General features: G+C 37.5%; 14 protein-coding genes. 3 read left to right on the top strand and 11 right to left on the bottom strand.

Annotated features, from left to right (window positions below):
- Window positions 1-83 precede the first annotated feature (83 nt).
- The 10 genes from ACM03V_RS27105 to ACM03V_RS27060 form a co-directional block, all read right to left on the bottom strand.
- Window positions 84-494, bottom strand: coding sequence for an endonuclease domain-containing protein (locus ACM03V_RS27105; protein WP_414623913.1), 411 nt, complete (start codon window positions 492-494; stop codon window positions 84-86).
- Window positions 495-730: 236 nt separating this feature from the next.
- A complete protein-coding gene (mutS, locus tag ACM03V_RS27100) occupies window positions 731-3310 on the bottom strand; it encodes a DNA mismatch repair protein MutS (protein ID WP_414623912.1) in 2580 nt (859 codons plus the stop codon).
- 948 nt (window positions 3311-4258) lie between these two features.
- Window positions 4259-5101: a TdeIII family type II restriction endonuclease gene (locus ACM03V_RS27095; protein WP_414623911.1), complete on the bottom strand. Its 843-nt coding sequence runs from the start codon at window positions 5099-5101 to the stop codon at window positions 4259-4261.
- A gap of 28 nt (window positions 5102-5129) precedes the next feature.
- The gene (locus ACM03V_RS27090; RefSeq protein WP_414623910.1) at window positions 5130-6500 is read right to left on the bottom strand and encodes a DNA cytosine methyltransferase; all 1371 of its coding nucleotides are present in this window, start codon (window positions 6498-6500) and stop codon (window positions 5130-5132) included.
- 286 nt (window positions 6501-6786) lie between these two features.
- Window positions 6787-7479, bottom strand: a complete 693-nt coding sequence (locus ACM03V_RS27085) for a DUF6745 domain-containing protein (protein ID WP_414623909.1) — start codon at window positions 7477-7479, stop codon at window positions 6787-6789.
- Entirely contained in the window at window positions 7440-7769 is a 330-nt protein-coding gene (locus ACM03V_RS27080) for a hypothetical protein (protein ID WP_414623908.1), read from the bottom strand. The genes ACM03V_RS27085 and ACM03V_RS27080 overlap by 40 nt, the downstream gene beginning before the upstream one ends.
- Window positions 7770-7908: 139 nt before the next feature.
- Entirely contained in the window at window positions 7909-8532 is a 624-nt protein-coding gene (locus ACM03V_RS27075; RefSeq protein WP_414623907.1) for a hypothetical protein, read from the bottom strand.
- A 112-nt stretch (window positions 8533-8644) separates the two neighbouring features.
- Window positions 8645-9730: an AI-2E family transporter gene (locus tag ACM03V_RS27070; protein WP_414623906.1), complete on the bottom strand. Its 1086-nt coding sequence runs from the start codon at window positions 9728-9730 to the stop codon at window positions 8645-8647.
- 1086 nt (window positions 9731-10816) lie between these two features.
- Window positions 10817-11269, bottom strand: coding sequence for an NUDIX hydrolase (locus tag ACM03V_RS27065; RefSeq protein WP_414623905.1), 453 nt, complete (start codon window positions 11267-11269; stop codon window positions 10817-10819).
- A 94-nt stretch (window positions 11270-11363) separates the two neighbouring features.
- On the bottom strand, window positions 11364-11816 hold the full coding sequence (locus ACM03V_RS27060) for a hypothetical protein (RefSeq protein ID WP_414623904.1): 453 nt from the start codon (window positions 11814-11816) through the stop codon (window positions 11364-11366).
- A 127-nt stretch (window positions 11817-11943) separates the two neighbouring features.
- Here ACM03V_RS27060 and folD point away from each other — a divergent pair, with 127 nt between their 5' ends.
- The 3 genes from folD (at window position 11944) to ACM03V_RS27045 (ending at window position 14378) form a co-directional block, all read left to right on the top strand.
- A complete protein-coding gene (gene folD / locus ACM03V_RS27055; RefSeq protein ID WP_414623903.1) occupies window positions 11944-12828 on the top strand; it encodes a bifunctional methylenetetrahydrofolate dehydrogenase/methenyltetrahydrofolate cyclohydrolase FolD in 885 nt (294 codons plus the stop codon).
- Window positions 12829-12879: 51 nt separating this feature from the next.
- The gene (gene crtE / locus ACM03V_RS27050) at window positions 12880-13815 is read left to right on the top strand and encodes a geranylgeranyl diphosphate synthase CrtE (RefSeq protein ID WP_414623902.1); all 936 of its coding nucleotides are present in this window, start codon (window positions 12880-12882) and stop codon (window positions 13813-13815) included.
- Between the two features lie 107 nt (window positions 13816-13922).
- A complete protein-coding gene (locus ACM03V_RS27045) occupies window positions 13923-14378 on the top strand; it encodes a divergent PAP2 family protein (RefSeq protein WP_414623901.1) in 456 nt (151 codons plus the stop codon).
- Window positions 14379-14469: 91 nt separating this feature from the next.
- Here the strand turns inward: ACM03V_RS27045 and ACM03V_RS27040 are convergent, their stop codons facing one another.
- Entirely contained in the window at window positions 14470-15141 is a 672-nt protein-coding gene (locus ACM03V_RS27040; RefSeq protein ID WP_414623900.1) for a hypothetical protein, read from the bottom strand.
- Window positions 15142-15163 lie beyond the last annotated feature (22 nt).

Below are 15163 nucleotides of genomic sequence, written 5' to 3'. Positions count from 1 at the left end.
TTGACCTCTCTCCAAACCACTAAAGCTGCGAGGAGAGAGGCTTTCTTGTTCCCCATTCCCTTGCAGGGAAGGGGGTTAGGGGGTTAGGTCTGACAAGCTTGTAAAATATCTTTCAAAACTTTATCAATATTATCTCTTACTTCTTCATTTTTGATTCGTAATAAACGCAATCCCCTAGCTAACAAAACTTTATCTCTTTCTGCATCATATTCAACTTGGTTTTCATGAATTTTTCCATCTATTTCTAATACCAAAGCCGCAGCATGACAGTAAAAATCGATAAGAAGTCCATCTATAATTTGCTGACGGCGAAAGTGAAAACCCTGTAAACGATTTGCCCGTAAATTCTGCCAAATAATCTTTTCTTCTGGTGTCATATTGCGCCGAAGTTCTTTAGCGCGTTGTAGTTTTATTGATGTTATTTTTTGTCCGATAACTATGTTGCGGGTTCCTTCGCTACGTGAAGAGGACTTTTTACCTATGGGTTTACTCATTTAAGTTGATGTCAAATTAGTTTTTTATGTACCCATTTTGGCTTATGTAAAATTGTTTGTCTATGACCTCTCTCCAAACCTCTCTCCTCTTAGGAGAGAGGCTTTGAAAATCCCCCATTCCCTCGCAGGGAAGGGGGCTCGCGGGGGTTAGGTTTGAGAGGCTTTGAAATTAATTATTTCCTGCTTTCAATTTCCCCCATTCCCTCGCAGGGAAGGGGGTTAGGGGGTTAGGTCTTTTAATCCAACGATTTCAACCCGATCGCAATTTTACTATGCTGCTCAATCTGCCCCATTACCTGTTTGGCTCGCTTTATCACTTTTGCTGGTAAACCTGCCAATCTTCCGGCTTCAATTCCATAAGATTTATCAGCACCACCGGGTTGAACTTGATGCAAAAAGATAATTTGATCTGGCATTTCTTTTACCGTCACCTGATAGTTGGCAACGTTATCTAGTAAAGATGCTAATTCATTTAATTCGTGATAATGGGTAGCAAAAATTGTTCTGGCTAAAAGTTCCGTGGCTATATATTCTCCTACTGCCCATGCGATCGATAAACCGTCAAAAGTTGCCGTACCTCTACCAATTTCATCTAATAATACCAATGACCTTGACGTACCATGATTGAGAATATTCGCCGTCTCGTTCATTTCCACCATAAAAGTAGATTGTCCGGTAGCTAAATCATCCACCGCACCTACGCGAGTAAAAATGCGATCGCACACTCCCAGAGTTGCCGAGCTAGCTGGAATATAGCTTCCTACCTGTGCCATTAGCTGAATTAATCCCACCTGACGCAGGTAACAACTTTTACCGCTGGCGTTTGGCCCAGTTAAAATAATTAAATCGGGAGAAGAATTTATATTTTGATTATTATCATGATCTTGATTTTCTTCCCTCCCTAAATAAGTCGAATTTGGTACAAAGAAACCAGCGGGTAAAGATTGTTCAACTACCGGATGTCTGCCGTCAATAATTGTAATTTCTCTTCCTTCAACCATTTCGGGACGACAATAACCTTGAAATACCGCTAATTCTGCTAAACCACACAACACATCAGCAGCAGCGACAGCACGGGAAATATTGCGAATGGTTTCGGCAAGGGAACCAACTTCTTCCCTTAAGGCAAGAAAGATATCAAATTCCAACTTGTTTAAATCATCTCTCGCTGTCAGAATCCTCGCTTCCCTTTCTTTTAATTCCGGAGTGATATATCGTTCTTCATTAGTTAAAGTCTGCTTGCGAATGTAATTATCGGGGACTTTTTCGGCTAAAGCACGAGAAACGCTGAGATAATAACCAAAAGTCTTGTTATAACCAACCTTTAGTTTAGGAATTCCCGTCCTTTCTCTTTCATCAATTTCTAAATTCGCAATCCATTTTTGGTCATCTTCTACTAATTCTTTTCTTTCATCCAATAAAGGATTTATCCCTTCTTTAATTAAACCACCTTCCTTAATTTGAATCGGCGGTGATTCCACAATATGAGCTTTTATCTTATCCGCCAATTCTTCCATACTCGGCGGAACTTTTTGCAAAGCTTTTAAGAAAGGAGAGCGAGCATCTTTTACTAAATTACCCAACTGCGGTAACTTAGATAAAGAATCAGCTAAAGCAAACAAATCTCTCGCATTTGCAGTTCCAGAACCAGCACGTCCAGACAACCTTTCCAAATCGTAAATCTGTTTTAACAATCCGCGTAAATCTTGACGCAAAGTTGTATTTTCCGTTAATTCCTGTATCGTATCTTGCCTGGATTTAATTCCTTTAACATCCAACAACGGCTGCAACAACCATCTTTTTAAAGCACGTCCACCCATTGCCGTAGTCGTTCTATCCATAGCCCACGACAACGAGCCATGATAAGTACCATCGCGAATCGTCTGGGTAATTTCCAGGTTACGCCTTGTTGAATAATCTACAACTAAAAAATCAGTAAAAGTATAAGTTCTTAAAGGTTGCAAAGGAATTTTATTTTCCTTTTGCGTCTCCTCCAAATATTCTAATAAACCACCAGCAGCACGCACGGCTAACGGTAAATGGTCGCAACCAACCCCTTCCAGAGAGCGGAGTTTGAACTTTTGTAATAAACGACTTCTCGCTTCACCTTGGGAAAACGGAACTTGCGATCGCAACGCATAACAAAACGAAGTTGGCAGACATTCGGGTAAACTATTAGACTTCTCACCAGGTCGTAATAAAGCACCCAAATCCGGAGCATTGGTAGGAAATAATACCTCACTCGGCTGCAATCGCATCAACTCTTGAGTTAAATGCTCTAGATCGTTGGTTTGAGTAGTTAGAAATTCTCCGGTAGAAATATCAGCATAAGCCAAACCCCAATTATCTCCCGCAATTACCACAGCGGCTAAATAATTGTTGCGACTTGCCTTCAACATCCCATCTTCTAAAAGAGTACCGGGAGTTAATATTCTGGTAATTTCCCTTTTTACCAATCTGCCACCAGTTACTTGAGAAGCATCTTCCACCTGATCGCAAATTACTACCGCATAACCTTTTTCCACCAACCCAGTAGCATGACGCTCCCAAGAATGATGGGGAACACCACTCATCGCTACCCTTCCGACATCAGCACCAGCTTGCTTGCTAGTTAAAACAAGTTCCAAAACAGTAGCTAAAGTTACAGCATCTTCAAAATAACATTCAAAAAAATCACCCACCCGATAAAAAAGCACCGCATGAGGATGTTTTTCCTTAGTTTCAATATAATGCTGGTACATCTGACTCAGCTTACTAATATCCACCGTGCGATGGTCGGTAATAGTTGTTGTATTTTGGTTCTTAGATGCAGTCATGGATATTGATGCAGATTGCAAGCTGACAATATATGATGATAACCCGATTGCGAGATTATCCGGAAGCTACTCAAGGTTTATTTATTTTTCTTTAGGTTTGTAGTGAGGGTTTTAACCCTCTACATCAAGTTGACTACAGGTTATTTGCTGCATTTTTTACAATTGCTATTTATATAACTCCGGCTTTTTCTCAATATAATTACTATTTTTATTTGATTGCAGTTAAATAAAATACCTATTTTTCTTAATTTGTAAATTGTAGGTTGGGTTAGACACCCTCGATCAAACTTGATTGTTACGAGAATTTTTCCTCTGGTGTCGTAACCCAACATCTTGCGGGTATATCTACTTGGGGTGATGTTGGGTTACGAGGCTATGTAGATTCTTAGCTAAAACCTTAAATTATAAAAGCGTATAACCCAACCTACAATAATTACTCAACCGTTGAAATACGGCTTTATAAACTTAATTTTCGTATCAAATAATTTTTTGCTTAATAAAACTCAATGTTTAAAAATCTAATTTATGGGTTTGAAGCTATAGATTGTGATAAAAAATTACAAGTTTTTAGTTAATTGAGAATGGCATCATTAATATTGCAAGTCTTGTCATTTAATAAACGAAATTACCTTGTTATCGTTACTGTATAAAAAGGTTGTCAAAATTTAAATTATTTTTTTGATATAATCCTGTTGGGACGTGTATATACTGTTTTTGAAAAAGACTTTTGTAAGTTTGTAGGTTGTAGTTGGTAGGTTGGGTTAGACACCAAAACCAAACTTGATTATTACAAGCATCTTTACTTATGGTGTCGTAACCCAACATTAGCCGAAATGGATAAATAAGAAGATGTTGGGTTACGCCGCTATGTAGATTTTTAATTTAAACCCCAAATTGTAAAAGTGTCTAACCCAACCTACATTTAGTATTAAGGATGTTTCAAAATTATTATTCAAATCCAAAAGCTAAAGTATCGAGCATATGCTTACTTTTTTCGCTACCAACTTCTAAGTAAATCTCTAATAATTCGCTGTAAGCTGTTTCTCCTCCAATAATATTCCAAAACTCATTACCAATAACTACAGCATCTTTAAAAGGCATATATTTTTTTGCATATGACCATTTATAATCAGCTTTTGTGGCTCCGTAAGGATTATAAGGCATAGCATAATAAGCCTGAATTTGAGGACGAGATTTACCATGTAATAAGTGAAATCTCAGCAAACGTTGTGTAACTTCTAAACATTGTCCTTTATTGGGTTTTGGTGCTTTAATTTCAAAAAAATATTCGGTTCCATCTTTTGCCACAATATACAAGTCTGTACGAACGCTTTTTGTTTCTAAATCATCAGTGCGTCTAGCTTGCAGTACTGCTGCTATCATTTCTGCTAAAGTTGGTTTAGCTTTTCCTGTCTTAACTGATGATTCATAATTTTCCTTTTGACGCTCGGCTTCCGCGAATGCTGCAAGACTTACATCTGCTTTGACATCGTAACCTCGACGCGCTTCTTGATGATGTTCAAGAGCAATTAAACGAGCGCATTCTTCAATAGAATTTCCTAACCTTGTACTTAAACCGCGTTCAAATTGATTGATGCGTATTAATGCTGGAGGAATTAATGCTGCTTGAAATGGTTTTAATTCACCTTTAGATGAAAATCTGGATAAATATTCTTCTGCATCGTCTGGCTTTAATATTTCACGTCCTTTATACTCATCTATAAGCCCTTGAATAAAACCTTCTAAATAACCTTTAATTGTAATTCTAGTATTAGAGCTAATAGCTGTCATATTATCAATTATATAAAATTATCAAAAATTACAAAATAAATTCTAACAATGCTTTCGCTAAATTATAAACAACTGGAACTGAAACCGCATTACCAAATTGATGTTTTGCTGTTGTTTCGCTGTCAGCTATCTGAAAAGATTCGGGAAATCCTTGTAGTTTTGCATAATCTTGGGCTGTTAAAGGTTTAAATTTTTTTGGTTGATAAATTTTCTGAATAAAATCTTGTTTATATAATTCTGGCTGTTGACATTCTAAAGAGACTGTTGCCACTAAATCTCTGGTTCCCGTTGCTGTTAAAGTTGCTATTGCATCAGCATGAGGTAAAAATATTTTAGATACTCCGTCAATTCCTGAAGAAATCTTGGAGTTAACAAATTCATATCCTTTATCTTCAACTAATCGCAGAATCTCTTTTTTAGTTAAAATATCCAGTTCTTCTTGATTAAGATTCGGGATGATTTTTTCTAAAACTTGAAAACTTAAAGGATTACCATCTTTCGGTCCGTAAATTTTTTTTCTTCGATTTTTTAAAATCGCTTTACAGATTAACTTTTCTCTAGCACTTGTATCAATTAAATCCCAAGAATGAACCGTGGTATGTCCGTCTCTTATATCAGCAAAGGTAAAAAAATCATTTAGTTCATCTTTTTTTTGAAATCTACCTCTCGAAGCCGGTACTTTCCCACCTTGATATAACACTTCTGGAGCAAACTTTTTCTTGACAAAATCACTCTTTTCAATACCATCAATTACATCATGAAGTTTGATTTTCTTATCTAAAGGTTTCGGAAAGCTAAAACCCCAACAGTTATCTAAATCATTTCTAATTCCAACAATGAATATCCTGTCTCTATCTTGAGGTAAACCAAAATCATAGGAATTTAATACTTGAGATTTGACTACATAACCTAACGTTGTCAAATTGCTAATAATATAATTAAGACTACCTTTATTTCTAGGTTCCATTAAACCTTTGACATTTTCAAAAATAAAAGCTTTGGGTTTATTAAGTTCCACTACTCGAACAACATCCAACCATAACTTACCTCTTGGATCGTCTAAACCTTTTAATTTTCCTGCAATTGACCAAGGTTGACAAGGAACTCCCCCGACAATAACATCTATATCAAAAGGTAATTTATTTATATTATTGATATCTCCTAAAAACAACTCATCTGAATCTGTATTATTAACAAAGTTTTTCTGATAAGTTTTGATTGCTTCTTTATCTATTTCTGAATAACCCAGACAAACTCCTCCTAATTCTGAAAGAGGAATTCTAAATCCGCCAATCCCAGCAAATAAGTCTATAAAAGTAAATTTAGTTTGGATAGTTACCAGATTTGGTTTAAATAATTGAAATAAATCTAACTGTTGAGCATTATCACTTAATTGCATTTTCGATTAAATATAGTTAACTCATTTATTTTTTGGATTTTACCAAATTGCTTGTTATTTTAGAATAAATTTTGGAATAAAATTTTCTAAATGTAATTCGTAGGTTGGGTTAGACACCAAAACCAAACTTGATTATTACAAGCATCTTTACTTATGGTGTCGTAACCCAACACCAGCCTTTATTGGATAAACCCGCAAGATGTTGGGTTACGCCGCTATGTAGATTTTTAATTTAAACCCCAAATGATAAAAGCGTCTAACCCAACCTACAATAAATACAATTAATTCAAGTTTGCACGGCAAATTCTTCTGGATCGATTCCCCAATTAACCCAAGTTATCGCTTCCCTTGCTGAATTAATATCGGGAGGTACTCTTAAAAAATGAATATGTCCCGTACTTGGACAAGTCATCTTTAATAAATGCATGGCTTCATTAGCATCTTGCGAAGCCCATTCATCAACTTCGATATAATTCTCAATCTTTAGTAAAGTATATTCTTGCCAAGAATCTAATTCAACTGCTCCCAATTCTTCACAAATCCGGTAGTTACCAACTCCCTGTACCAAAATTCTTCTTAATTCCGCGTTTCTTTCTGACAGCAACCATTGAGATTTCCATTCCGATGTTGGAATAGTACCGTATTTATCCGGCAATAACACCCCGCTATTAGCATAAACCTTATAACCGTCAGCGTGTTCGATCGCAGCTTCACCATCTGCATGAAGACGGTTTTCTCGATCGAAGGATAATTTAATCGGGCGATTACATATAAAGCAAATTTCTTGAAACGGGAAAAACCAAGGACAATTTATCACGATATTTTGCAAAATCTGCCATCTTTGTTCGTCGTGGGGATAATCTAAGACGGAAATACAAAAGTCATAGTAGCTGCATTCGGCAATTAATAAATCGAATTTGATGTATTTTCTCTGGGTATCTAAGGGAATAAACTTTTCTTCATCGATAGATTCAAGCAAATAAAATTAACGGAAATCTCAACTTTGAAGAACAAATTATCGTTTAAACCAAAGCAAATCAAATCATCGTTATCGTTATATTCGTTGATAGCTGAAAAAATGCTGTCAAAGAAATACACTTTTGGTTCCGTTTCACCAATTAATTCAAAAGCTGCCTTTACCGATTCTGCTGCTTTTTCTTTATCAATTCTCTGGGTTGAACGAGCAATTTTACGCCATTTTTCCTTGTAAACTGGAATTAACGCTTGTTGCTCTGGTGATAGTTGAGCGATGATTTGATTTACAGGCATATAATTTTAATGATAATAATTCAAAATAAAGTATTCCCAGTTGGAAAGCTGGAATTTCGATTTAAGTAATTTGATTAAAATAAGTATACAAAAATATGATTTATTACCAGAGATATTCAGATCCCCCCAACCCCCCTTTTTAAAGGGGGGCTTTTTGTAAGTCTTCAGATTTAATAAAACTAACCAAAATTCCTAGAATTTCTTCTAACGGGGGAAGAGTATATTCTATCAATCCTATTGTCACGGTTTGATTTTCAATTTTGAGAAATTTCCAGCGATCGCCAGTGGTAACGGTACCATAGATAATCGGAATAGAAGTATTATTCGTTTCGTTAAATCTTTGCGCTGCGATCATTTCTGCAACACACTGTCCCAAACCACCATTCAAATCTTCTTTTTTCGCTTCTACTATAACTATTGCTGGTGCTTCTACAAAAAGTTGCTCGGAAGAAAGACTAATTAAAAAATCACAGACTCCAGAAAGTCCTACCGATGCATCAACTGTAAAATCATTACCTGAAAATAAGCTAATAGAAGATGTACAAATTTCTTTAATTTCTAGTAATATAGGACAAATCAACATTTCTGACCTAGCTTTCTCAGTATTTAATGCTAAGGCTAAAGGTAAATATTTTTTGATAAATTCAGCTAGGAATAGACTTGGTTGTTGAGATTGAATATTATCTAAAAAGGTGTTTTGTTCGACAATCGTTAAATTAAAATCTTGTCTCACCTTTCTCAGAGTAAAATCACTGTAGGGCATTTTTTTTATAGATATTGATTAATATACGATAGTTAGAGATTTTGGGTTACGACGCTATATAAATTGTTAACTCAAACCCTAAATCATTAAAGCGTCTAACCCAACCTACAACTTAACTCCTAACTCCTAACTCTGATTCTTCTAATTCTTTCTTATCAACAATATTAAAATCCCCATCTCTCCAACTATCGGCAACACTTTTAATAAAGCTAGCTAAGGGAATCGCAATTAATAATCCCAAAACTCCCAACAATTTAGCACCAACCAACAACGAAATTACTACCCAAACTGGATTCAGTCCCGTAAATTTACTGAGAATACGCGGTGCAACAAAATTATAATTAAACTGGTCAATTGCAATAGCTACCGTTAAAACTTCAACTCCCAACCAAAAGTTTTTTAATCCCACCAACAAACTTACCAAAGTAATTCCAATACCAGTACCGAAGGGAAATAACGCAAAAAATCCAATAACTAATGCAAATAATAAATTTAAAGGCACTCGCAACGCTACAAAAGCCAAAGTTAACCCAGTTGCCAGAATCAAAGCTAAAGTTGCTTGTCCGATAAAGTAATTCTGAAAGTCTTCACTCAAAGACTCGCTTACCTGCTTAGAAATGTGAGAAGGAAACCATTTTAATATCCCCTCCCAAACGCGATCGCCATTTAAAATCATGTATAAAGTTAGCACTACCGTCAGCAATATATTTAAAACGCTGCCGATTGTACCAAAAGCTAAACCTATTATCCTTCCACTCAAGCTTTGCACTTGATTAGATAATTTTTCCAGAATATCGGGAAGTAAACCACTTGGGTTAATTGGTAGCTGTTGAGTAGCAGCCCAATTTTGAAAAGTTTGTAACTGTTGCGTACCAGAATCAATCCAATTGGGCAGTATATTAACTAATTCGTTTACCTGTTCGAGAATTAACGGTAAAACTATAATTCCTAAAACTACGACTATTACAATCGCTAACAACAACACTCCCGCAGTCGCTAAATTACGGTTTACCCCTCGCTTTTGGAAAAAACCAATCGGATACTCTAAAACAAAAGCCAGCAATACCGCTGCAATAACTATATCTACCAAGGGTTGAAGATATTTTATCACCCCAAGCAATACCCAAGCATTTAAAATAAATAACGGAAAAGCCAACCCGAAACTTAACCATCTCGGCAGTTTGAAACCTTCAGCCATAGCACCTTCTCCACAATAGTTATAAGTTTATATGAAGGGTGGGGGAATGGGGCATTGGTAATTGGGCATGGAGAGAGGGGGGAGAGGGGGAGAGGGGGTAGAGGGGGAAGAATTCAATTTTCATAACTCCTCACTCTTAATTAAGATTTTTAATCCAAAATCCAAAATAGTAAAACGGTTTTTTTGTCAATACCAGTATTTGAACAAACTGTTTTTTGTCTGATTAATCACAATAGAATTTACATCGCTTCATATTAACTACGAACATTTTTCAATGATTCTTCAGCTTTGTAGTATATAAATGATGCAAATATCAGGCTAATTGCTATTCTGTGAAGAGATTTATAGTTTAAAACTGTGGGGAAATTAAAATCTGAGTAAACTGCTTCCCTAAGAATAACAATAGCATATTACAGCGGAAAGTATTGTAATCTCGTGGCTTAATTGAGAATACTGTCAATTAAAAAAAATATGTAAAGTTGGGTAACGGGTTTGTGAAGGAATATGAATACAGAAGTTTGATGAGTTGGGGCTTTTTGAAAAGATTTGATTATATAAAGGTTGATTAATCAACCATAAATATTATTCATGCGCCTTTAACCCAACCTACTAATAAACCCACGGAGGTGGGTTTTGCCTGTGTAGCCGCGATTTCCAATCGCCAGGTATTTACTTTTAAGCTCCGCCGGTTTAAATAAAGCCTCTTCCAACATGAGCTTGGTGGTCTTTAATGGCTGGCGGCGAGGTCTAAAGCCAAGTCTTAGCCGGCTGATAGCTGATAGCTAAGAACTGATAGCTAGGGCGAAGCCCTTTACCAATCCCCAATTCCCAATCCCCTCCTATTAAAAACGTCAAAAGCCCAGCCATAAAGACTGAGCTTTTAATAATTAACGGGATTTAATAGATGAAGTTTCCCGGTTTCGATATAAAAATTGGCTATAGAATTCGTCAAGCTGATTATTACTTCCACCGTATTTCTATCTATTCCGGAAAGTTTATGAATTATTTACTGGTAATGGGTAATGGGTAATTAGCGAGAGGGGGAAATGGGGAGAAATTAACTCCTAACTATTCCCTGCGGCCCAATTACCCATTCCCAATTCTCAACTTGATAAAATCCAGCAAAATCCTTTGATGCACATCACCTAAAGGTCTTTCTTCCCCTGCTGCTGTTGAATAACGTTTGCCTTGACGAATTTCTTCGGGAGTTACCAAACCCATATCCCAACCTTCACCGAGAACTAATTGATCTAGTTCAACTTCTAGGGGTGCGTGGAAAACATGACGTACTGCTTTTTCTGAGTCATAACGACCAAATTCGTAAATTTTTTCTGGTAACGTATAGCTGATTTCTTCGATAATTTCTCTTCTGACGGCGATTTCTGGGGTTTCACCTGCTTCAATATGTCCGCCGAAAAATGCCCAGTAACCCGGATAAGGAATAGTTGGAATGTTATCTCGCAACTGCATCAGAAATTTATTGTCTTTGTAGAGAATGGCGAGGGACACATAATGCACCTGTTTATCTTGATTATTCATATGGAACAGTGAAAATAGGAATATTTATTTCCAGCAAGCGGCTTTAACACCTTTAACCTTTGACCTATAACCTATAACCTTTAAGCTATAACCTTTACTTTTCTTCCAAATAAACTTGTCCTAATTCTGCACCAGATATAGGAATGCTTTCATATTGAGGTATGGCTTTAACGACAACTTTGTCTCCTACTTTCCAATTTTTCTGATTGGTTAACACCCAAATTTTGCCAGTGGAGTCCTCTATCTGATACATTTGTTTTTCTAGCAAAGGTACTTTTCTTTCTACCTTACCGCTCACGTAAACGGGATCTTTATTGTCTTTGTTTTGCGGTGTTAGCTCGTTAATTGCAGTCACATTCACGCCAATGGCATTCATTCCGTATTCGTTAACGTTACTGCAACTGAGTAAGCCCGACATCAAGATAGAGGCTAATGCTAAACGCGATATAAGTTTAAGGAAAATAAGGAAAAATCTTTTTCTGACTGGTTGCATTGTAGGCACCATATCCGGATTGGGTATCAGCGCTTGGATTGTCGTAATTTTCATATATATAGTTCCCGATAATACTAAGTTTTTAACAGATAAAAATAAGATTGAGCGTACAGCCTTCCTATCTGAGAAGATAAATAATATGGTGAAGACAAGGGCGTATTTACGCTCCTTAAAATTGCTCATGGAAACAAAAACAGCAAAACGACTTGATGGTAAAGCTTTAGGGTTCAAGATTCACGAACAACTTTCAACTAAGATAGCCCAATTACAAATTAAAATTGGTCGTCCCCCCGGTTTGGCGGTGTTGATGGTGGGTGACAACCCTGCAAGTGCTGCTTATGTCCGCAACAAGGAACGAGCTTGCAGCAAAGTGGGTATTGCTTCGTTTAACCGACATTTCCCCACAGAAACCAGTTTTAACGAACTTCAAGAAGTTATTCATAAGTTAAATTCTGACGAACGAGTTGATGGGATTTTGGTACAGCTACCCCTACCCTCCCATTTAGATAGTGTGGCTTTACTACACCAAATTGCTCCCGATAAAGATGTTGATGGACTGCATCCCCTGAATTTGGGAAGATTGTTAAGGGGTGAGCCGGGATTACGCAGCTGCACTCCTGCGGGGGTGATGCGGTTGTTAGAGGAATATTCTATACCTTTATCGGGAAAACAAGCCGTAGTTTTAGGACGTTCGATTTTGGTAGGGAAACCAATGTCGATCATGCTATTAGAAGCAAATGCCACGGTAACAATGGCTCATTCGCGCACCCAAAATTTACAAGATATTACAAAAAATGCCGATATTTTAGTTAGCGCGGTGGGAATTCCAGAATTAATTACCGCCGAAATGGTGAAAAAAGGCGCAGTTGTGGTAGATGTGGGGATAAACCGTATTACCGACGAAAACGGTAAAAGTCGCTTAATTGGTGATGTCAGGTTTGATGAAGTTGCAACCGTTGCAGACTATCTTACCCCAGTTCCCGGTGGTATAGGACCTATGACTGTTGCCATGTTGTTAGAAAATACTGTTAGCAGTTATCAGTTAACAGTTAACAGTGAACAGTGAACAATTACCAATTACCAATTACCAATTACCAGGAAATCAAGGAAATTTACAATGCTTGCAGCAGATAATCTGACAAAAAATGGAACGGAATCTAAACAATTAAAGTTTGATTTATCGGTTTATCTCAAGGAAAGACAACAGCTTGTGGAAGCTGCTTTGAATAAATCGATTCCGGTTGTTTATCCGGAGAAAATTTATGAGTCAATGCGCTATTCTCTTTTAGCTGGAGGTAAGCGCTTGCGTCCGATTTTATGTCTGGCTACTTGTGAAATGACTGGTGGCAATATCGAAATTGCCATGCCGACGGCTTGCGCTTTGGAAATGATTCATACCATGTCTTTGATTCACGATGACCTCCCGGCGATGGATAATGATGATTACCGTCGGGGAAAGTTAACCAATCATAAAGTATATGGCGATGATGTAGCAATTTTAGCTGGCGATGGGTTACTCGCTTACGCTTTTGAATATGTGGTAGCTAACACTAAAGAAGTGCCAGCAAGCCAAGTTTTACAGGTTATTTCCCGTTTGGGACGTGCGGTAGGTGCTGCTGGTTTAGTTGGCGGACAAGTTGTAGATTTAGAAATGGAAGGAAAAACCGATGTTTCCTTAGAAACTTTGAATTTTATTCACAATCATAAAACAGCCGCTCTTTTAGAAGCTAGTGTAGTTTGTGGCGGTATCTTATCGGGAACATCGTTAGAAGACTTACAAAGATTATCTAAATACTCTCAAAATATTGGACTTGCATTTCAGATAGTTGATGATATTCTGGATATCACCGCAACCCAAGAACAATTAGGTAAAACTGCTGGAAAAGACCTAGAAGCACAAAAAGTTACCTATCCCAGTCTTTGGGGTTTGGAAGAATCGAAGAAACAAGCACAGTTACTTGTTGAAGCCGCTTGTGCCCAATTAGAACCTTTTGGGGAGCAAGCTAAACCTTTAATTGCTCTGGCTTATTTCATTACTAGTCGTAATAACTAATTCAATCTTTCGCAAGATTCGCCTTCCGGGGATTTTAATTAGTAATGTCCCACACTTGCTCACGCGCACAACCGCTGCTAATATTACCCTAATTTAACCGTAATACCATGCAAGACATAGGCAATATCTTTGACAATCACGTACTGTTGGTTGCCTTAATAGCTTGTTTCGCCGCCCAGGCATTAAAGCTCTTAGTAGAGTTCATCAAGAACCGTAAAGTGAGTGCGAGTGTTTTAGTCACAACAGGAGGTATGCCCAGCGCTCATTCAGCCCTTGTTACCGCTTTGGCTGCTGGTGTCGGACAAACTATCGGCTGGGCTTCCCCCGATTTTGCTTTAGCTGCGATTTTCGCCGTTATAGTCATGTACGATGCTGCTGGTGTCCGACAAGCTGCCGGAAAACAAGCACGCATCCTCAACCAGGTAATTGACGAAATGTTTCACGATCATCCAGAAATAGCTGCCGAGCGTCTTAAAGAACTACTCGGACATACACCCTTTCAAGTCATAGCCGGTTCGGCTTTGGGTGTGACTATTTCCTGGTTGGCGCAAGCAGCGTACTAATCAATGAACAATATCAATTTAGTTAGGAGTTAGGAGTTAGAAGTTAAAAGTTAGGAGTTAAAACTAATAACTAACAACTAATAACTGATAATTAATTTGGCAAATCGACGACAGAACGCAATAACATTACCTTTTGACTATCAACTATGATGGCGAAGAAGCCGCGTTTTGATAGTTCTTCTAAGGTTTGATAGGCTTCTTTTTGATTGCTGGTGTAACTTGCTAATAAGTAAGGTCGTCTTCCGTAAGCAACGAAACCTACGTCTCCTTTAACTGCTTTACGAACGTCAGATGCTAGTTGCGGACGATTGTAATAATCTACTAGTACTGCATAACCATTCCCCAAGCGTCGGGGTTTGTAGCTGACAGTAGTTGCTTGGGTTCCGGCTTGAGATGGTGTGGGCGTATCCGTAGGCTTAGTAGTAATTATTGCAGACAACCCAGCAGAATCTTTGATATATCTTGCCCAGCGATTGGCATCGTCAATTTTCTTAAATCCACCGATACGGGTAACTGTATCGTCGAGATATTTACAGGTATTTGTGCTAATTTTTGTTGGTAATACTCGCTTTAATTGAGTTTGATTATCTTCTGTCGGACTGACTACTAATAAAATATATTCACCAGTTCGAGGAGCTTCACAGGTCGGAGGATTGCTCTGAGCAAATGCAGAATTTATACCGCACAGCAAACCCGCTGTTGATAATATTAAAGCGGTTGGTATTTTAAATTTACGCAAGATACTTACCTTATTTGGATTCATATTTATTCCCCTAATACACACC

This window comes from Calothrix sp. CCY 0018 (assembly GCF_963920925.1).
In the GTDB taxonomy this organism is placed as follows: Bacteria; Cyanobacteriota; Cyanobacteriia; order Cyanobacteriales; family Nostocaceae; genus Rivularia.
Note: the sequence above shows the minus strand (reverse complement) of the source record. Positions and strands in the feature narration are given on the sequence as shown.